At 57.6% G+C, this 20371-nt stretch carries 15 protein-coding genes; 9 read left to right on the forward strand and 6 right to left on the reverse strand.

Features of this window, described 5'->3' with window-relative positions; genetic code table 11:
- Window positions 1–82: 82 nt before the first annotated feature.
- Window positions 83–2836, reverse strand: a complete 2754-nt coding sequence (gene glnE, locus V6936_RS02580; RefSeq protein WP_003799245.1) for a bifunctional [glutamate--ammonia ligase]-adenylyl-L-tyrosine phosphorylase/[glutamate--ammonia-ligase] adenylyltransferase — start codon at window positions 2834–2836, stop codon at window positions 83–85.
- 100 nt (window positions 2837–2936) lie between these two features.
- Between glnE and V6936_RS02585 the strand changes: the two genes are divergently transcribed.
- Together V6936_RS02585 and bla are read left to right on the forward strand one after the other, a co-directional pair.
- Window positions 2937–6542 carry a YhdP family protein gene (locus tag V6936_RS02585; RefSeq protein WP_336579334.1) on the forward strand — a complete coding sequence of 1202 codons (3606 nt, stop codon included), beginning with the start codon at window positions 2937–2939 and terminating at the stop codon, window positions 6540–6542.
- Between the two features lie 210 nt (window positions 6543–6752).
- On the forward strand, window positions 6753–7523 hold the full coding sequence (gene bla, locus V6936_RS02590; RefSeq protein WP_336579335.1) for a class A beta-lactamase: 771 nt from the start codon (window positions 6753–6755) through the stop codon (window positions 7521–7523).
- Window positions 7524–7552: 29 nt separating this feature from the next.
- On the opposite strand, the gene V6936_RS02595 is transcribed toward bla, so the two are convergent.
- Both V6936_RS02595 and V6936_RS02600 read right to left on the reverse strand, forming a co-directional pair.
- Window positions 7553–8233 (reverse strand): GntR family transcriptional regulator, encoded by a 681-nt coding sequence (locus V6936_RS02595; protein WP_003799251.1) that lies wholly within the window; start codon window positions 8231–8233, stop codon window positions 7553–7555.
- On the reverse strand, window positions 8226–8735 hold the full coding sequence (locus V6936_RS02600) for a 4-vinyl reductase (protein ID WP_235587730.1): 510 nt from the start codon (window positions 8733–8735) through the stop codon (window positions 8226–8228). Before V6936_RS02600 ends, V6936_RS02595 begins: the two co-directional genes overlap by 8 nt.
- A gap of 158 nt (window positions 8736–8893) precedes the next feature.
- On the opposite strand from V6936_RS02600, the gene V6936_RS02605 reads away from it, so the two are divergent.
- The 7 genes from V6936_RS02605 to V6936_RS02635 all read left to right on the forward strand — a co-directional run bounded on the left by V6936_RS02605 (window position 8894) and on the right by V6936_RS02635 (window position 16857).
- Window positions 8894–10417 carry an ABC transporter substrate-binding protein gene (locus tag V6936_RS02605; RefSeq protein ID WP_003799254.1) on the forward strand — a complete coding sequence of 508 codons (1524 nt, stop codon included), beginning with the start codon at window positions 8894–8896 and terminating at the stop codon, window positions 10415–10417.
- An 83-nt stretch (window positions 10418–10500) separates the two neighbouring features.
- Complete coding sequence (locus tag V6936_RS02610) at window positions 10501–11514, forward strand: ABC transporter permease (RefSeq protein WP_059318839.1); 1014 nt, start codon at window positions 10501–10503, stop codon at window positions 11512–11514.
- Window positions 11511–12395 (forward strand): ABC transporter permease subunit, encoded by an 885-nt coding sequence (locus V6936_RS02615; RefSeq protein ID WP_059318840.1) that lies wholly within the window; start codon window positions 11511–11513, stop codon window positions 12393–12395. Before V6936_RS02610 ends, V6936_RS02615 begins: the two co-directional genes overlap by 4 nt.
- Window positions 12395–14281 (forward strand): dipeptide ABC transporter ATP-binding protein, encoded by a 1887-nt coding sequence (locus V6936_RS02620; RefSeq protein WP_059318841.1) that lies wholly within the window; start codon window positions 12395–12397, stop codon window positions 14279–14281. Before V6936_RS02615 ends, V6936_RS02620 begins: the two co-directional genes overlap by 1 nt.
- Window positions 14282–14313: 32 nt before the next feature.
- The gene (locus tag V6936_RS02625; RefSeq protein WP_003799263.1) at window positions 14314–15627 is read left to right on the forward strand and encodes an aromatic ring-hydroxylating dioxygenase subunit alpha; all 1314 of its coding nucleotides are present in this window, start codon (window positions 14314–14316) and stop codon (window positions 15625–15627) included.
- Window positions 15624–16229, forward strand: coding sequence for an aromatic-ring-hydroxylating dioxygenase subunit beta (locus tag V6936_RS02630; protein WP_051010384.1), 606 nt, complete (start codon window positions 15624–15626; stop codon window positions 16227–16229). Before V6936_RS02625 ends, V6936_RS02630 begins: the two co-directional genes overlap by 4 nt.
- Window positions 16230–16242: 13 nt before the next feature.
- Window positions 16243–16857, forward strand: a complete 615-nt coding sequence (locus tag V6936_RS02635) for a flavin reductase family protein (protein ID WP_003799267.1) — start codon at window positions 16243–16245, stop codon at window positions 16855–16857.
- Between the two features lie 189 nt (window positions 16858–17046).
- Here the strand turns inward: V6936_RS02635 and gdhA are convergent, their stop codons facing one another.
- From gdhA to trxA, 3 genes are all read right to left on the reverse strand, one after another.
- On the reverse strand, window positions 17047–18387 hold the full coding sequence (gene gdhA, locus V6936_RS02640) for an NADP-specific glutamate dehydrogenase (protein WP_003799268.1): 1341 nt from the start codon (window positions 18385–18387) through the stop codon (window positions 17047–17049).
- Between the two features lie 141 nt (window positions 18388–18528).
- Window positions 18529–19785 (reverse strand): transcription termination factor Rho, encoded by a 1257-nt coding sequence (gene rho, locus V6936_RS02645; protein ID WP_003799272.1) that lies wholly within the window; start codon window positions 19783–19785, stop codon window positions 18529–18531.
- Window positions 19786–19854: 69 nt separating this feature from the next.
- Window positions 19855–20181 (reverse strand): thioredoxin TrxA, encoded by a 327-nt coding sequence (gene trxA, locus V6936_RS02650; RefSeq protein ID WP_003799275.1) that lies wholly within the window; start codon window positions 20179–20181, stop codon window positions 19855–19857.
- Window positions 20182–20371: the final 190 nt, after the last annotated feature.

The following is a 20371-nucleotide window of genomic DNA, read 5'->3' on the forward strand; positions in this document are numbered from 1 at the left end:
CGGCGTGCCGAGTCGGCCGCACAATAAATCGATGTGCCTATTGTAGATTCTTGGCAATATTTAGTGAAATCAATCTGTTGCCTTAGTACCCCAGTACTTCGTCCCAGAGTCGGGTGACCGCTTGTCGCTCCCGAGTCAGCTCGGTGAGGGGGACACGCGCTTTTTCCGCTCCCTCCAGGCGCAGGGCGTGCTGGCGGCGGCGCAACGCGCGATAGGCATCGGCCACGTCCTGGGCGTGGTCCACGGCAATCAGACCAGCTTGCGCAGCTATGCCCAGCAAGGCGATATTGCCCAGATTTTCCAGCAGCCTGGGGTGTTCACGGCTATAGCACAGCACCAGATACTGGGTGATGAACTCCACGTCCACCATGCCACCACGGTCGTGCTTGAGGTCAAATAGTTCGCTGCGATTAGGGTGCCCGGCACTGATCTTGTCACGCATATCCAGAATGTCCGCGCGCAATTTACGACGGTCGCGCTCCATCAGCAAGATGGAGCGGCGGATTTCGTCAAACCGTTGTTTGATCTGCGTATCGCCCGTGACAAAGCGGGCGCGAGTGATGGCTTGATGCTCCCACGACCAGGCGCTGCGGGTTTGGTATTGTTCAAAGGCATCCACGCTGACGGCCAGCAAACCAGCATCGCCATCCGGGCGCAATCGCAGGTCAATATCATAGAGCCGACCGGAGGAGGTCATCGCTGACAACCAACTGGTCATGCGGCGCGCCAGCTTGATGTAGCGCTCTACATTGTCCTGGCTGGGGTCGTCGTACAAAAACACCAGATCCAGGTCCGAGGCGTAGCCGATTTCCTTGCCGCCCAGCTTGCCATAGGCAATAACCGCGAAACGTGGCGGGGTGTCGTGTTCAGGGCCCAGGCTGCGGGGGCGCGTCAGGGGCCAGGTGCGTTCCAATGTCTCCGCCAGCATCATATCGGCCAGGGCTGAGAGCTGGTCAGCCAGCGCCTCAACCGTCAGCACGCCCTCCAGATCCTGGGCCAGCAACTGGAAGGTGATCTGATGCTGCCAGTCCCGCATCATGTTCATTTGCTGTTCCACATCGGCCTGCCCGTCGGGCAGTCGGCAGGCGTCCAGGTCCCGACGCATTTGCTCGGACAGCGCGGGAAAGTCGGGAATTTCCATCAGTGAATGCCATTCGATCAGGCTATCGAGCAGCAGGGGGTATTGCGCCAGATATTGGGCGGCCCACGGACTGGCAGAGACGATCCGGGCGACACGGGCCAGGGTGTCGGGGTACTCGGCCAGCAGGGCCAGATAGGCACTGCGCTGGGCAATCAGCTCGATCAGATTAAATAGCCGGGTGGCGGTCACTTCCGGGTGTTCCGAGCGGTAGGCGTAGTCCTCGGCCAAGGGAATCAGACGCTGCACGCGGTCCAGGCTGGCATTGGGCAGGCTGCGCAGACGGTGGCTGTTCAGCAGCGCCTGACGCAACTGTTCAATGCGCTGCTGCAAGGCCTGATCTTGCTGGGCGCTGATTTCCGCGACCGGGGGGGCGGCCGCAGCGGGCTCGGCGCTTGCTTCTTCGCCCATGCCTGCCAGGCGAAAAGCGTTGCGGAAGGTATGCGAGACAAATTTTCTGTGCTGGCCCAGCTGCGCATCAAACTCGGCCAGGCTCAGCCCCAGCGTGGCAGCCAGCTCGCTGCGCAACGCATCGTCCTGCGGCAGCAAATGAGTCTGCTCGTCCTCCCGATACTGCAAGCGGTGTTCGACCCGTCGCAAGAAGGTGTAGGCCGCCAGCAGTTGGTCGCAGACTTCCTGATCGAGCAGGCCAGCCGCGCATTGGCCTTCCAAGGCCTTGTGCAGACTGGGTGTTTGCAAGGAAGGCTGTCGGCCACCACGTATCAGCTGATTGAGCTGGACCACGAATTCGATCTCCCGAATACCGCCATCGCCCAGCTTGATGTTGTGCCAGGTTTCCACGCCATTGCGATTCAGGGCCCGGCGTGTCCAGTCCTGGCGAATGCGTTCCCGCAAGCCGCGCAGGGCAGACAAGGCATCAAAATCGAAGTACTTGCGGTAAACAAAGGGCGTACGCAAGGCCTCGAAGTGATGGATATCGGCCGCACAGCGGCTGCCTTCAAACGCCTGTGCCTTGATGGGCCGTGCTTTGATCCAGGCGTAGCGTTCCCATTCCCGTCCCTGGTTGACCAGATAATTCTCCAGCGCCTGCATACTCCAGGCCAGTGGTCCGGAGTCGCCATCCGGTCGCAGACGCAGGTCGGTGCGAAACACCTGTCCAAAAGCATCGGTATCGGACAGCACGGGCATCATGCGCTGGGTGACCTTGCCGTAGAACTCATGATGACTCAGCGGGCGGCGACCCTCGGTTTCGCCGTCTTCGTCGTAGAGCATGATCAGATCAATATCCGAGGAAACGTTTAATTCCCCCCCGCCCAGCTTGCCCATACCCAGAATAATCATTTCCTGGGGCAGGCCAGTGTGCGGGTTTTTTGGGGTGCCATGCATCTCGGCCAGTTGCCTTGCCACGGTTTCATAGGCCTGCGCCACTGCCAGATCGGCCAGGCTGCTCATGGCCAGCATGACTTCTTCAAGCGGAGCCAGGCCATTGATATCCCGGATCATCAGCACCAGAAAGACGCGTTCCCGCAGTTGACGCAAGGCCTGGCGCACTTGTGCCAGGCGATCATTGTCGGGCTCTGGCAGTAAAGTCCGATACCATTGAGCAATGAGAGCGGGGGTGACAGGGTGCTGGGCCTGCTCTTGCAGCCAGGTGCCAAATTGTGGCTGAGCGTTTACTTTTCGACGCAAGGGGCCGGACCATTGCATCACGGGCTTCAATATAATGGACTGGCTCATACGATAAGAGGCTTTTCGGAGAAGGGAAGACGGCAAGTGGGATCACTTGTCTGACTGGGCCGGAAATGGCCGCATTTAACTATACTCGGGAATTGAATGCATGGTAGTTCGAGGGCTTGTGCGACTGGCGCTATTGCTCTATTTTGCGCTGATGCTGGGCCTGGTTGGCGTGCGCTACCTGCTCGTTCCCCAACTGGATAATCTGCGTCCGTATCTGGAGCAGAAAATCACCGAGCAAACCGGCCTGCACGTCCAGATGCACGAGTTAAAAGGCAGCTGGCAGGGCTGGAACCCGCATCTGTCCATAACCCAGCTGTCCGTGGCCGAACCGGGCCAGGCGCCTATGTTGCAGTTGCCCAGCTTGCAGGCCGTCATCAGCTGGAAGTCGCTCTTTAGCGGGTCGCTGCAGCTGCGCCAGCTCGATGTGCAGGGTTTGACCATACCCATACGGCGCGATTCCCAAGGCCAGATTCTGGTGATGGGACAAAGGCTGGATATGAACGACGATAGCGTCGATACCAGCCCCCAGGCCTGGCAAGGTCCGGTTCGTTGGCTGCTGCAACAGCGGGGCGTTCGTATCCAGGGTACTTCCTTGCAATGGCAGGATGATTTGCGGGGCGCACCGGCCTTGAATCTGCCGTCCATTGAACTGCAGATCGGCTATCGCCAGGGCTGGCATGAGGTCAGTCTGGCCACTGCCTTGCCGACCAATCTGGGCGAGTCCGTCGCCCTGGCCTTGCGGGTGCAAGGCCAGCGTCGTTTGCCCGAGCATGTGGACGTGATGGGCTTGCCCTGGGAAATGACGGTGCAGGCCAAGGCAGTGGATACGCCGGCCTTGCGTCCCTGGTTGGACATCCCTGCGGCTCTGGACAGGGCTTGGGTGGATCTGCATGCCCAAGCCAGCCAAGCCGACGCGGCCCCGTCCATTCAGATGCAACTGTTGGCTCAACTGCGTGATCTTGCCGTGCGCACCGAGCATGAGGAGCGGGTCCAGCTGGAGCATGCCGTTGTGGAGCTGGAAGGCAGCCTGAGCGATATGCAGGCCTTGGTCCAGGGCAAAGCCAGTGACGATGTGCAGTGGGCGGTGACGATGGATGGCTTGGGCTTGCGGATACCAGACCTGTTTGCTCAGCATGTGGGTGTGGATCAGCTAAAAGCGCAGGGCACAGCACATCGCGATGAGCTGGCCAGACTGGGCCTGAATACGATGATGGTAAATGTGCGCAATGCGGATCTGGATGCGCAACTGTCCGGCAACTGGCGTGAGGACGGCCAGTTTGAGGCCGGTGTGGCGGATTGGACAGGGCAATTCCAGTACCTGAATCTGGCCGCTTTAGTGAACTATCTGCCCTTGACGGTGAATCCTCTGGCGCGTGAATGGATGCAGGCGGGGCTGGTGCAAGGCGCTGTCACCCAGGGCACGATTCGGCTACGGGGCGGGCTGGATACCTTTCCCTACGGTCTGAATCCGGAGGATGGTCAGTTTGAAGTGGCCGGTGCGCTGGATAAGGGGATTGTGGATTATCAGCCGGCCCGCCCCCAGCGTCTGGCCTGGCCTCGGCTGGAAGGCGTGCAGGGCAGCATTCGCATGCATAACGACAATCTGGATATTCTGGCGCAGCAGGCTCGCATGCCTATTGCCCAGCAGCAGGATATCGTCATGCGTGATATTCAGACCCACATTCGCTCCCTGGAGCAAGACAGTGTCTTGACCCTGGAAGGGGTGTCGCAGGCGCCGGCCGGCAGTTATCTGGCCTTGGTGCATCAGTCTCCCTTGAATGATCTGTTAGATGGGTTGCTGGCTGACAGCCGGGTGATGGGAGACTGGACGGTGCCCATCACATTGCAGATTCCTTTGGACAATGCCGACGATGCGCAGGTCCAGGGCCTGATCCAGATGAAGGATGGCAAGTTTCAGTTCATGCCCGAGGCTCCCCCTTTGACGGCATTGAAAGGGGAGTTGGCCTTTAATGAGAAGGGGGTCAGCGCCCAGACCTTGACGGGCAGGCTGCTGGGAGGAGATGCGCAGATCCAGGGAATACTGGAGCCAGGTAGGCCTGGCCTGCGCCTGAGCGGCACCCTGACCTCGCAAGGCCTGGAGCAGTATCTGGGGTTGAAAGGCTTGCAGCGTCTGCAGGGTCAGACAGCCTATAACGTGCTGATGAAACTGGATGCCAAGGGAGCGTTTTCCTTGGGGGCAGAGTCCGACCTGAAGGGGCTGGCATTGAATTTGCCCGAACCTTTTCAGAAGCCGGCTGAACGGGCAGCCCAATTGAAAGCGGACTGGAGCAGTGATTCTGCCGCCAAAATGGATCGCTTGCAGATCAGTCTGAGAGACAGGCAGACCTTTTTGCTCAATTTGCTCCACGCTCAAGGCTCGCGCCAGGGCAGCTACTTCCACAGTGGCAGCATGGGAACGCCAGAATGGGTGACATGGCCTCGACGTGGTCTGGAACTGCGTAGTCGCTACGATCGTATGGATCTGGATGCGTGGGAACAGGTGGTTCAGGAGTTTGGCCAGAATCTGGATGGCAGTCCCGTGGCCCCTTCCGCTCGTCCTTTGCTGCCCTTGCTGGAACGGGTGCAGCTGAATGCAGACCAGGCATGGTTACGGGGACAGAGGCTGGATCAGCTGGAGCTGCAAAGCACCGAGGATGCTGCAGGCAGGGTGTCCCTGCGCTTGAAGGCCCGGCAGGCCCAGGGGCAGGTGCAGGCGCAGCATCGTGATGGTCGTTATACCGGTTTGTTTAACGCCCATTTTTCCCATTTGCATATTGATGGTCAGCGGCCCGATTGGGCGTGGCCCGATGCCGATGTGCCGACGGATGATGATTTGAGCCTGCCGGCTATCTCGCTAAAGGTGGATGACCTGCAGATTCAGGGCATACGGTTTGGCACCTTGCAAGCCATGGGTAAGCCGGCGGGCGCCGGGGCGACGTGGCGGCTGGAGACTTTTTCGCTTAGCGCTCAGGGCATGCATTTGCAGGGCTCGGGTTCCCTGGCCTTGCGCGGGCCCCAGCGCGGTCTGGAGCTGATTGCCAATAGTCAGGTGGTTAATCTGGGTGAGTTTGTGGATGTGAGTGGCTTGCTGACCGAGTCGATCAAGAATGGGGACGGGACCATACAGGCCGCCTTGTTCTGGAGCGATTTCCCCTGGTCGCGCGACAAGCGCAATATCAGCGGCCAGTTTAACGTGGACCTGAAAAAAGGGCGCTTTATCAGTTTGAACTCACGCTCGGCAAAACTGTTGGAGTTGCTCAGCTTGCAGTCCATCTCGCGCCTGAGCCGGCTTGACCTGGATTTGTTCGGGGCGGTGAAAGACGGTTTTGCTTTTGATAGTCTCACCGGACGCATGAATCTGTCTCAGGGCAAGCTGGAGTTGGACAATTACCAGATTAAGGGGCCAGCCGGGGAGATCAAGCTGAAAGGCTGGATCGACATCAAGGATGAAACCCTGGATCTGATTGCGGTGGTCAGCCCGAATCTGGACATGAGCGGGGCAGCAATTGCGGCGTACTTTGCTGTCAATCCGATGGTGGGGGTAGGGGCCATGCTGACCCAGTGGTTGATGCAGGTGCCGATGAGCAGTCACTTGTCCGTCACTTATGCAGTGAGCGGCAAGGTAGATGATCCCCAGCTCAAAGAGCTGGACGCCCCGGCTGTGAATACGGCTGGAAAAGACAAGCAGCCCCGGATTGAGCCTTGATTGCCACGATCGGCTTTCCAGGTGCCCGGCACGGTGCCCGGTAAGCCTGGCGATGGTTTTTGGGGCCGTTTCCCTCGTGTGAGCTGGTTTTTGTAGGGCAGGCCGATGCGCGTGAGAAGACTGAAGCAATGTGGAGCCTTGCTGTTTTTGGCAGGATGGGTTTTCAAGGGGGCGGCAGCCAGTCCTCACTCTGTCGTGCAGACTGCGCAAATGCTCGAACAATCCTTAGGCGCTCGTGTCGGTTTGGCGGTGCTCGATACGGCGGACGGGCATGTATGGCAGTACCGGGCCAATGAACGATTTCCCATGGCCAGCACCAGCAAGCTGGTGATCTGTGCGGCTTTGCTGGCCCGAGGGCCAGGCGCCATGAAGGCGGCCTGGCGGGTCAGGCAGGAGGCTGTCCAGTCTTATGCCCCCACTACCAAAGATCGGGTGGGTGAGCAGATATCGGCGGATCAATTATGTGCGATCACGATGCGCAACAGCGACAACACGGCTGCCAATGGGGTCCTGGAGATTCTTGGCGGGCCCGCGGCCGTCACTTCTTTCCTGCGCAGCGTGGGCGATACGGTGACGCGTCTGGATCGCAATGAGCCCAGCTTGAATGAAGCCGCGCCCGGCGACCCGCGTGACACGACCAGCCCTTATGCCATGGTGCAGACCTTGCATCGTCTGGCCCTGGGCGATGCACTGAAAGCAGCGGGCCGCGATCAGCTGATTGGCTGGCTACGTCGTAACGAAGTGGGTGGACCCTTGTTGCGGGCTGGCGTCCCTGAACGCTGGGCGGTGGCGGACCGAACCGGGGCAGCGGCTTACGGCACACGCGGTGTCGTGGCGGTGATGTGGCCCCCTGAACGCGCGCCGCTGGTGGCTGCCGTCTACATTACGGAAACCCAGGCTTCTATGGATGAGCGCAACGCGGCCATCGCCACGATTGGCAAGGCTATTGCAGCGGCGGTGGAACAGAAAGCGCAGCCCTGATCACCGGGCAGGCACCGGCGGCGGGATGCCTAACCCGCCTGACGCTCCAGCATTTCATCCAATGTTGCGTAATAGCTCATGGACGCATGGCGCAGGTTCGTGCGTACATGCTCGCGCGCCTGTTCCGGGTTCTTGTCCAGAAAGGATTGCAGGATGCCACGGGTTGCCTGCATGGATAGCTCCCGATAGCGTGTATCGCGCAAGGTGGCCAGACGCACGGCTTCCACGTGATCGCTCAGACGCAGAATCATGGTGCTCAAGTGCGGGTTGGGGCACAGGGTGATCCAGCCTTCCCGAAACGCATCGTTGGCAATCATGTATTGCATGGGGTCTGCCGCGGCATGGGCTTTTTCGGCTGCATTGGCGGCCTTGTTCATCAGGGCTAGCCCCTCCAGACTGGCTTGCAGGCAGGCAGCGGCAGCCGCTTCAGGCTCCAGCAACATCCGTATTTCAAAAATCTGCGCAATATCAGCCGGGGTGAAGCGCCGCAGCATGAAGCCGCGCGAGGTGCCTTCCAACAGCCCTTCGTTGGTCAGTTGCAGCAAGGCTTCGCGCACAGGCATGCGTGAGACCTGCAGCTCAGCTGCAATTTCGTGGTCGACCAGGCGATCGTCATAGCGGATGTCACCACTGCGCATGCGGCTGCGCAGGTGTTTGTAGACCTGCTGGCGTATGTTCAGTTTGGGGGCGGCAGGCTGGTTTTTACTCATTGGATTTGGGCAAGACGGTGAACAGGCAGTCGACGTGCCGTCCCTGTGCATAGCAGTGTTTCTCCTGCACCTGGACGTGCTGATCGTAAATCAGTTGGCCGACGGCTGTAAGCATACCAACGATAGGCCGGCACAGGGGCCGATCATGGGCGCCAAATCCTTTGGCAAAGGGGCTGTTTGTCACGCGGACCTGTAAACCGCCTGTGCGCTGCGTTTGAATATCCCAGTTTCCCCAGCCCAGTTGTGCCGAGATGTGGGCAATGCTGTCGAGCAAAGCCTGCGGGTCGTGATGGATAGCTTCCCAGTAGGCCTTGGCGGACAAACCGCCTTGCTCCCTGACAGCCTGTCCCAAGGCGTCCAGCGCCTGTGTGCGAGCGGGCTCATCCAGCCGGCGAAACAGCCCCATCAACACGTCGGCACGCAGCATCACGTAGCGCCGATCGGCATCCAAAATCTGGCCCTGAGCCGTATCCCAGTTCAATCTGTCTCTAAATTTAGTCATTTTTCATAAAAAGTATATTGTTTTGTTTTCTGATAATAGATTGATATTAAAGAAAATAAATTATAGGGAAAACCATTATCCATTTAATTTAAGAATAAACTATATACTTTTTGCGAGGCGGATTGACGCTGGAATGAAGTCATAACAAAAGGGGACAAATGGTGAAAGCGTTGCGAAAAAGCGTGATGGGCCTGGCCTTGGGAGCGGCCTTGATGATGGGGTGGGGAGCGGCCAGCCAGGCAGCGGGAAGCGAGTTGAAAATTGCGTTCCCCGTGGATATTCCCTCCTGGGATCCGACTTCGGTCACTTTTCCTGCTGGTCAGTCGATTTACAAGGCCGTGTTTGACTCCCCCCTGTTTGTGGGTGACGACTTGCAGGTGGCACCACGCCTGATTGAGTCCTGGGAATGGGTGGATGAGCAAGGCAAGGCCTTGAAGGTGAAGCTGCGCGACAAGGTGAAATTCCATGACGGCAGCGATATGACGGCCGAAGATTTGAAGTTCACCTTTGATCGTGCGATCAACAAGAAAACCCTGGCACTGAATGGCATGCTGCCCACCTTGAAGTCGGTGGAGGTGACCGGCCCGCTGGAAGCGATTATCCATTTCAGCTCGCCCACCCCAACGGCTCCCAAAGGTTTGGCCTTTTTGTCGGCCTATATCCTGCCCAAAGCCTATTTCGAAAAGGTCGGGGAGGAGCAATTCCTGAAGCGTCCGATTGGCGCAGGCCCGTACAAGCTGAGCGATTATCAGCGGGGTTCCCGCATCACGCTGGAAGCCTTTGAGGACTACTGGCAAGGCGCGCCCGACTTGAAGCAGGTCGTGTTTGAAATTGTGCCGGACTCTTCAGCGCGCGTCGCAGCGGTTGAGTCGGGTCGGGCAGATGTCTCGGTTCAGATTCCGGTGCGCGAAATCAGCCGTCTGGAAAAGAATCCCAAGCTGGAAGCCAAGGTCTACCCCTATAGCGAGATCTACATTTTGCAAATGCCCAGCTATGTAGACAGCTTCAAGGATGTGCATGTGCGTCGTGCCATGAACATGGCAATCGACAAGGCCGGCCTGTCCCGTGCCTTCTACAAAAATGTCGCCCAGCCCTTGTCGGTTCTGGCCACCAAGGGCTCGCCCGGAGATGTACCTGATCTGAACATTCCTTTCGACAAGAAAGCGGCGGTTGAGGAACTGGCCAAAGCGGGCTACAGCACGCAAAACCCGTTGACCATTACCTTGTATTCCACCAATAACACCTTCCCCTCGGATTATGACCTTGCCCGTGCGGTGGCGCAGATGTGGAGCCAGATTGGCGTGCAGACCACCGTGGAGGAAATTACCGTGGCCAAGTATTTGGAGCTGAGCCATTCGTCCAAATTGACGGGGGTGATGCTCTATAGCTGGGCCAATGCCACCGGTGATCCGGAAATTTTTACCGGCCGTATTCTGGACCCGCGTCTGCGGTTTTCCACCTGGAAGGAGGAGCGTCTGGCAGGCACGCTTGATGAGCTGAATCGCCAGATGGACGAGGAAAAACGCGTAGCGGGCTATCAGGCCTTGAACCGCGAAGCGGCCCAACAAGCATGGAGCCTACCGGTCCTGCAGTCCATTTCCACCATTGCCTACAAGAAGGGCCTGAAGCTCAATACCTATCAGACCGGCTACATTCTGCCGCAAGAGTATTCCTGGCAGTAAACCGTTCATGCACCCCGCAGCCTCAGGCGGTGGGGTGACCTACCGGGCTCCCCCCGGACGTATTTTCTCCTGCGGTTCTTTTCATGAAAAACGTTTGCTTCCTGATGGCGCGCAAGCTCGTCTTCGTGCTGGTGACGGCGTTTGTGCTGTCCATGATTGTGTTCTTCATGCTGCGCGTCATTCCAGCAGATTCGCTGGGCATGATGCTGCCGCCTTCGGCGACCGAGGCCGATGCGCAGGCGCTGCGTGTCGAGCTGGGCATGGATGGCTCGGCCTTGCACCAGTACCAGGTTTGGTTGAGCGGTGTGTTTCGCGGCAATCTGGGTAACTCCATCTTCTTTCATCAGCCGGTGACTGGCTTGCTGGCCCAGGCTTTGCCACCCACTTTGGAGCTGGTCGGTGTCAGCTTGCTGATGGCCTTGTTGATCTCGATTCCCGGCGGCATTGTGTTGTATCTGCTGGATAAGAAGAAGATCGAGTTCGTGGCCGATTTTGTGCTGGTCTTGCTCTTGTCCGTCCCCTCTTTTCTGTGGGGCATCATTTTGATCGTGGTGTTTGGCGTGCTGTTTCCGGTGCTGCCTTTTATGGGGCGCATGGAAGGCACGCCCGTGGTGGACGGCGGCACGGGTTTTCTTTTGCTTGATCTGCTGTTGCGGGGGCAATGGCAAGCCTGGTGGGATGCCTTTTCCCATCTGCTCTTGCCGGCCTTGGCGTTGGCGCTGGCATTTAGCCCCATTGTGATTCGCGTGCTGCGCTCCAGCCTGATCGAGACGGCTACCAGCCAGTACGTGAACGTTGCGCGTTTGCGCGGTGTACCGGAGTGGCGGGTGTTGCTGGGGCATATGCTCAAGAATGCGGCGCTGCCCACTTTGACCTTGATTGGGGTGCAGTTTGGTTTTCTGTTTGGCGGCACCTTGCTGATCGAAGTCATTTTCTCTTTCCCCGGCATCGGCAATCTGATGGTGCAAGCCATCAAGAACCATGACCTTCCCCTGATTCAGGGGGTGGCCCTGGTGTTCTGTCTGATGGTGCTGGTCGTCAACTTCTGTGTCGATGGTTTGTACAGCGTTATGAATCCACGTTTGAGGTCTGCATGAGCACGCATTCACCTTCTTTCTGGCAGGCGCGGCTGCGGCCGGTGCTGGCCCATCCCAAGGTGCTGATTGGCGGCGTCCTGGTTCTGATCTTCTCGCTGGTGGCCTTGTTTGCCCCTCTGTTGGCGCCTAATGATCCCAATGCCCAGGATCTGCTGGCCACACTCTTGCCCCCGGCCTGGCAGGAAGGCGGGTTGGCTCAGTACCCCTTGGGCACGGATGGCCTGGGGCGTTGCATTTTGTCCCGGCTGATTTATGGCAGTCGCGTGGCCTTTCAGGTTGCCGTGACGGCAGCAACTGGCACGATGATTCTGGGTACGGTGCTGGCGATCTTGGCCGGCTACCTGGGCGGCTGGTTCGATCGGGGTGTCAGTTCCCTGGTCGTGTTGTGGATGGCTTTTCCGCCCGTGGTGTTTTCCATGATGCTGATGGTCGGTCTGGGAACCGGTTTGTTCAATGTGATTCTGGCTGTGGTGCTGGTGGACTGGACCCGTTTTTATCGCGTGGTCCGGGCCGAGGTTCTGGTGGTGCGCCAGCGTGACTATGTGTATGCGGCACATCTGCTGGGTTTTTCGCACCTGCGTATCATGCTGCGCGAAGTGCTGCCCAGCGTGGCGCCCTTGATCGTGACCCTGTTCAGTCTGCAGATGGGGGTGGCCATTGTGGTCGAAGCTATTCTGAGCTTTGTCGGGCTCTCTGTTCCTTCGGATGTGGTGGCCTGGGGAGTGATGCTGGCCGATGGCCGTGACCAGATTTATCAGGCGGGCTGGGGACTGATGGCGCCTGTGATCGGCATTGTGTTTGCAGTGCTGGGTTTTAATTTGCTGAGTGATGGCTTGCGTACCACGCTCGATCCTCGGCTCAAGCAACGGGGAGCACACTGATGAGCGTGCCGGTGATTGAATTCAAGCAAGTCAGTGTCTCGGTGCCGGTACAGGGGCAGTCGGTAGAGCTGTTGCGCAAGGTGTCGTTTGCGGTGCAGGCAGGTCGTACCTTGGGGCTGGTCGGAGAGTCTGGTGCAGGCAAGAGCATGATAGGGCGGGTGATCTCGGGCATGTTGCCCAGCAATCTGCGTTTGTCCTCGGGGCAGGTCTGTTTTCAGGGCTCGGTGGTGACGGGCGCACAAATGCGCCGCCTGCTGGGTCGCAAAGTGGCCTTTGTCCCGCAGGAACCCTTGTCCTCGTTAAATCCGGTGCTGACCATACGTCAGCAAATGTTCGAGCACCTGGCTCGACTGGGTATTCCTCGTGCATCGCGTGAACAATACTGCCTGGAGCGTCTGCATGAAGTGGGGCTGCCTGATCCGCCGTCCATGCTGGGACGCTATGCCCATGAGCTTTCTGGAGGGCAGTGTCAGCGTATCTTGATTGCCATGGCCTTTTCCGGCGACCCCGAACTGATTGTGGCCGACGAACCCACTACAGCCCTGGATGTGATTACCCAAGCGCAAATTATCCGGATTTTGCGTGAGGTTCAGCAGCGTCACCAAACTGCCGTAATTTTGATTACGCATGACTTGCGCATGGCCGCCCATGTCTGTGACGAGGTCGCCGTGTTGTACGCCGGAGATGTGGTTGAGCAAGGTCCTGCCGCCGATGTTCTGGACATGCCCTTGCATCCGTATTCCTGGGCCTTGAAAAATGCGACGCCGGCCTTGAATGGCCCCTTGTATGCCTTGCCTTCTTTGGCTGACATCATGCCGGGTTTGAAAGACATGCGGGATTTGCCCGGCTGTCGTTTTGCGCGGCGTTGTCCTACTCGAAATGCAAGCTGTGAACAACGTGCGCCCGCGTTGGCAGCGGTCAAGCCAGGCCACTGGGTAAGTTGTGCCGGTCCCTGCATGACGGGTGATGTGGCGGCGCAAGGCCAGTTGCATGTCTTGCCGCAAGCGCCGTCTGAAGAGTTGGCCCCATTGGTGGAGTTTCAGAATGTGGAGCGCAGCTACCGAGTGACGCGCAATGGTCGCCGCAGCCTGATGTATGCCTTGCGGCCCCTGTCCTTGAGCGTACGTCCCGGCGAGATGGTCGGTGTGGTGGGCGAAAGTGGCAGTGGCAAGAGTACCGTCGCCCGTTTGATGGTGGGTTTGCTGCAGCCCAGCGGTGGGCAAGTGCTGGTGCAGGGCCAGTCCCGGGAGCAGTTTGCCAAAGGCCAGGGCGCGTCCTTGTCGCAGACGATTCAGATGGTGTTTCAGGACCCTGATTCGGCTCTCAATCCACGTCGCAGCGTTCAGCAGCTGGTTACGCAGGTTCTGGAGTTGCAGCCGGGCATGACACCGGAGCAGCGCCGCCTGAAAGCGGACGAGTTGATGAAGCAGGTCGGCCTTGCCCAGGATGCCGGTCTGCGTTTCCCCGCGGAGCTGTCCGGCGGACAAAAGCAACGGGTGAACATCGCCCGCGCCTTGTGTGTGCAGCCGCGTTTGCTGGTGGCCGATGAGATTGTGTCGGGACTCGATGTATCGGTGCAGGCTTTGATTCTGAATCTTCTGTTGCGTCTGAATAAAGAACTGGGCGTGGCGGTGGTGTTCATTTCTCACGATCTGTCCGTGATCCGCTATCTGTGTACACGGGTGCTGGTAATGAAAAACGGCGAAGTGGTGGAGCAGGGCAATACCGCAGAGGTATTTGCCGATCCGCAGCACCCCTATACCCGCGTTTTACTGGGCAGCGTGCCGCCAGACGACTCCAGCCAGATCTGGCCCGCGCCCCTGGACGGCCCGCGCCAGATGCCTGGTGAGGTCGCGCCCGCCCTCGTACCCGCCATGGCGGTCTGAATCCCGTTTTACTCGTATTTACAGGAAGCACTATGAGTTATGCCAATAACGAGGCCGCCTTGTCGGGCCTGACCCAGGATCATCAAGTCCATCGGGATGCCTATCTGGACGAGGACGTTTTTCAACTTGAAATGGAACGGCTGTTCAGCCGTGCCTGGCTCTATGTGGGCCATGAAAGTCAGGTGCCCAAGACGGGCGACTATGTTTCGGTGACCCTGGCGCAAAGCCCTGTCATCATGCTGCGTCATAGCGATGGCTCGGTGCGGGTGGTGATGAATCGTTGCGCCCACAAAGGCGCCAGACTGGTCAGCGAATCCAGCGGCAATGTGGGCAAGATGCTGCGTTGTCCCTATCACGCCTGGACCTATAAGCTGGATGGCTCGTTGCTGGCCGTACCGCTGAAAAATGCCTATGAAAACACGGAGTTTTCACAGTGTCCGGCCGCTGGCGGCCTGTCCACGCCGGGGGCAGTGGAAAGCTATCGTGGCTTTGTGTTTGCCCGTCTCAGCAAGGAAGGGTTCAGCCTGCAAGAGTATTTCGGTGATGTGCTGCAGGCCTTGGACAATATGGCGGATCGTTCTCCGGAAGGGGAGTTGCAGGTGGCGGGCGGTTCGATTCGAACCGTCATCAACTGCAACTGGAAGATGTACATGGAGAACATCAACGACACGGTGCATCCCATCTCCACCCATGAGTCCGCTTCCAGCTCGGCAGCCAAGGTGGGTGAAGTCTTCAAGGAAGAAGACCCTACCGCGCTGGAGCAATTGCTGCCCTTTGGTTCGGGCTATGACTTCTATTCCCGTATGGGTGTGGAAACGTATCCGAATGGGCACAGCATTCTGGGCACCAAGTTCAGCATTCATACCGATTACTCGGGCATTCCGGGCTATGAGGCCATGATGAAAAAGGCCTGGGGCGAGGAAAAAGCAGGTCGGGTGCTGGGCTTCAATCCGCAGAATGTGGTGTTTTATCCCAGCATGGCGGCCAAGGGGTCGCCGCAGATCATCCGTGTGCTGCGGCCTTTGGCAGTGGACCGGACCTTGCTGGAAGTGTGGGTGTTTCAACCCAAAGGGGCACCGCGTGAAATGCTGGATCGTGGTCTGAGCTATAGCCGTCTGGTCTATTCGCCCATGAGTGTGGTGGCGCACGATGATGTGCATTTGTTCGAGAGCCAGCAAGCCAGCCTGAAAGCCCAAGGCAATCCGTGGGTGAATCTGCTGCGTCAATACGATGCGCAGGAACGCGAGCAGGACAAGGGCAGTTTCGACGATGCCAATAACGAATGGGTCATACGTAACCAATACCGTGCCTGGAAACAAGGCATGAAGCAGCAGGAGCAGGAATGATGGGGATAGCGCATGAGCAGGGCCCACGGATTGGCCAAGTGCAGGCTGCCCAGCAAGGTCAGCAACAGCAACAAGTGCATCCGCAGCAAAGCCAGGAGCAAGGTCGGCGTCTGGACCAAACGGCGAACCTGCAACAAAGCCTGCAGAACTTCGTATGGCAAGAGAACGCCTTGCTGGATGAAGGACGTTTTGATGAATGGTACGAGCTGTTTGCGCAAGATGGCTTGTACTGGATTCCGGGTGAATCCGGGCAGGAAAGCCCCGACGGACGCATGTGCATTGCTTTGGAAAACCGCATGTTGATGCGCTTGCGTATCGACCGCCTGTCGCATCATCGTGCCTTTTCCTTGCAGCCCGGCGTGCGTGGTCTGCGCGTGATTCAAAACCCGCGTGTTCAATCTGAACATCCTGACGAGGATGGCTGCTATTGCGTGCGCACCAATCTGATTTATTCGGAGTATCAGAAGCAAAAAACCGAGATTCTGCCGGCTACTGCCTCCTACCGTTTGCGCGCCGTCGATCAGGACTGGGAGATCGTGGAGAAGCGAGTGGACTTGTTGAGTGTGGATGGTTATTTGCCCACCATTCAGCTCTTCATTTAGGCGGCCTATGCACATGACTGACACGACACCCCGCTATCGCAGCCTGTCTTGTGAGGACATGGACGACAGCATGGCTTACCGCCTGCTGACGTCCCTGATCGTGCCGCGCCCGATTGCCTGGGTTTGTAGTTTGGAGGAGTCGGGCAGTGTGAATCTGGCCCCCTTCAGCTCCTTTAACTACGTGGCGCACAGCCCGCCGATGCTGGCGATCAATATCAACCGCAATGAGGACGGCAGCCTGAAGGATACGGCCCGTAATTTGCAGGCGAATAAGGAATGTGTGGTGCAGTTATGCCGCCAGTCTGATCTGGCTGCGGTTCATGCCAGTGCGGCAGCCTTGCCCCCCGGTCAGAGCGAGGTAAAGGAGTTGGGCATGAATCTCGTGCCCAGCCAGCATGTGTGTGTGCCCCGTCTGGATGGGGCAGCCGTGCAGATGGAGTGCAAGCTGGATCAGGTGGTGGATTTGGGGCGAGGTGTGAACCAGCTGCATATTCTGGAAGTGCTGGCTTTCCATGTGGATTCATCCTTGATGGACGAAAAGGGGAAAGTGGATCTGGAGGTGTATCGGCCTTTGGCTCGGTGGACTGGGCCGTATTATTGCGAGCGGGGAGGGATTTTTCAGCCTTGACTTCAATGATGGGCCGTTGTGAGCCTTCTGCGGTTCGTTTTTGGTGGACAACCAGAGCCGGTCCACAGCAGCGTACGTTGCGGGGCTGAGGCCTTTACCAAATGTGCGACGGACCCTACCCCTTTGGGATAGCCATAAAAAAAACCGCCTTGTGGGCGGTTTTTTTGACTACTGAGCAAGGCGCAAAACTTAATAAACGCCTTGATGACGCATGGCACTGGCGACTTTGACAAAGCCGGCAATATTGGCGCCGTTAACGTAGTTGATGAAGTCATTTTCTTGACCATAGTTCACACAATTTTCGTGGATGTCACGCATGATGGAGTGCAGCTTTGCGTCAACTTGTTCACGTGTCCAGTTCAGGCGCTGGGCGTTTTGACTCATTTCCAGACCAGAGACGGCAACCCCGCCGGCATTGCTGGCTTTGCCGGGAGCGTACAGAATCTTGGCGTGAATAAAGGCATCGACCGCATCCAGCGTGCTGGGCATATTGGCACCTTCTGCCACGCAACGCACACCATTTTTGATCAGGATTTCAGCATCTTTGCCGTCGAGCTCGTTTTGAGTCGCGCAAGGCAGGGCGATGTCGACCGGCACATGCCAGGGGCGTTTGCCTTCTTCAAAAAGCAGGCCATGTTCTTTGGCGTAATCCACCAGACGACCACGCTGAACGTTCTTGACGTGCATCAGGGCAGCCAGTTTTTCGCGGGTAAAGCCGTCCATGTCCACCACGCAGCCTTGCGAGTCGGAAACGGTAACCACTTTCGCGCCCAGATCCAGACATTTTTCAATGGCGTACTGAGCCACATTGCCCGAACCGGACACTGACACGGTCATGCCGTCAAAGGACAAGCCTTTGCGAGCCAACATTTCCTGTGCGAAGTAGACGGTGCCATAACCGGTAGCCTCGGGACGAATCAAGCTGCCGCCAAAGCACAAATCCTTGCCGGTGAACACACTGGCCGCGCTGTTGGACAGTTTTTTCATCATGCCGGCCATAAAACCCACTTCACGCGCGCCTACACCGATATCACCGGCTGGAACGTCGGTGTCCGGACCCAGGTGACGGTACAACTCAACGATCAGGGCCTGGCAAAAGCGCATCACTTCGCCGTCTGATTTGCCCTTGGGGTCGAAGTCCGAGCCGCCTTTGCCGCCGCCCATGGGCAAGGTGGTCAACGCGTTTTTGAATGTTTGTTCAAAAGCCAGGAACTTCAGAATGGACAAGTTCACCGAAGGGTGAAAGCGCATGCCGCCCTTGAAAGGACCGATGGCATTGTTGTGCTGAATACGGAAACCGCGATTGACCTGAACCTGGCCACGATCATCTACCCAGGAAATACGGAACTGGATAGCGCGCTCGGGTTCGACCAGACGCTCGAGCAGACCATGATCGGCGTACTGGGGGTTTTTCTCGATGAAGGGCCACAAGCTGGTCATCACTTCCCGTACGGCCTGCATGAATTCAGGCTGATGAGGGTCGCGGGACTGTACTCTGGCTAGGAACTGTTCTAGAGAGATAGATTTCATTGCAAGCGAACTCTGTTTGCAATACTGAGATTTCGAGTGGAACTCAGCAGATTGAAAGAATGGATGCACGGGAATGCACCCGATCATACGCCCATCGCAAGCAAGCCTCTCGTATAGAGAGGCTTGCGCAGGATGTTCGATTTACTTCTTCATCATGTCGAAGAATTCGGAGTTGGTCTTGGTAGCCCGGATTTTGTCCAGGATAAACTCCATGGCTTCAATTTCATCCATCCCATGGATGAATTTGCGCAGAACCCAGACCTTTTGTAGAAGGTCGGGCTTGATCAGCAATTCTTCACGACGTGTGCCTGATTTGTTCAGGTTGATGGCAGGGTAAATGCGTTTCTCGGCCAGACGGCGCTCCAGATGGATTTCGGAGTTGCCGGTACCTTTAAATTCTTCATAGATGACTTCGTCCATACGGCTGCCGGTCTCGATCAGGGCAGTACCGATAATGGTCAGGGAGCCACCTTCTTCCAGATTACGGGCAGCGCCAAAAAAGCGTTTGGGGCGCTGCAGGGCATTGGCGTCCACACCACCGGTCAATACCTTGCCGGAAGCAGGAACCACGGTGTTGTAGGCGCGCGCCAGACGGGTAATGGAATCGAGCAGGATCACCACGTCTTTTTTCAATTCAACCAGGCGCTTGGCCTTTTCAATGACCATCTCGGCCACTTGCACGTGACGCGTGGCCGGCTCATCAAAGGTCGAGGCCACGACTTCGCCGCGCACGGTGCGCTGCATTTCGGTCACTTCTTCCGGGCGCTCGTCCACCAGCAGGACAATCATGGTGGCCTCGGGGTAATTGGTGGTGATGGCATGAGCGATGTGCTGCATCATCACGGTTTTACCCGACTTGGGACTGGCCACGATCAGGGCGCGCTGGCCTTTGCCGATAGGCGAGAAGATATCCAGGATACGACCTGTGATGTTTTCCTCGCTTTTGATGTCGCGCTCCAGCCGCATGGGCTGGTCCGGATGCAGCGGCGTCAGGTTTTCAAACATGATGCGGTGTTTGATGGCCTCGGGCTGCATGCCGTTGACTTTGTCCACCTTGACCAGGGCAAAGTAGCGCTCGCCATCTTTGGGGGTACGCACTTCGCCTTCGATGGAGTCACCCGTGTGCAGATTGAAACGGCGAATCTGCGAGGGAGAAATGTAGATATCGTCTGTGCTGGCCAGATAAGAGGTCTCGGGCGAACGCAGGAAACCGAAACCATCAGGCAGGACTTCAAGCACCCCGTCACCGAAAATCTGCTCGCCTTTTTTGGCGTGCTTTTTCATGATGGCAAACATCAGCTCTTGCTTGCGCAAGCGGTTCGCGTTGTCGATTTCCAGAGTGGCAGCCATTTCTAGCAGCTGCGAGACGTGCAGAGCTTTTAATTCGTTCAGGTGCATGGGTGTGGGGAAGGGCTTTCAGCAGCAGACCGCAGGCCAGCATAGGGCCTGCGTGCGGTTAATCAGAGATTACAGGGAGCTGTCGAGAAACGCGCTAAGTTGGGACTTGGAAAGTGCGCCGACTTTTGTCTCGGCCACTTTGCCGTCTTTAAACAGCATGAGCGTTGGAATACCGCGAACACCGTATTGAGCGGGGGTGTCGGGATTTTCATCGACGTTGAGCTTAGCGATGATAACACGACCTTTGTACAGTTCGGCCGCCTCATCGAGCAAAGGAGCAATCATTTTACAAGGACCGCACCATGCAGCCCAGTAATCGACCAGAACGGGAAGGTCGGCTTTGAGGACGTCAGACTCAAAAGAGGCGTCCGTAATGTGTTTGATGGAGTCGCTCATGGCTAGATACAAAAAAAGAGAGATAACGAAAAACTATACGGGTGGCGTGACCTGAGCACAATGTATTCTACGGCCATTTGCCACGGTCTTGTTGCCAATTTTTGACAGGATACCACTGCGTCTGCCTGATAATGTGCATTCGCCGCGCAGTGCGCGTCAATAAAGCGTTTGCCCATTGGCGCCTAAGCAC

This window comes from Alcaligenes sp. CHO6, from assembly GCF_037120595.1.
GTDB lineage: Bacteria > Pseudomonadota > Gammaproteobacteria > Burkholderiales > Burkholderiaceae_B > Alcaligenes > Alcaligenes ammonioxydans.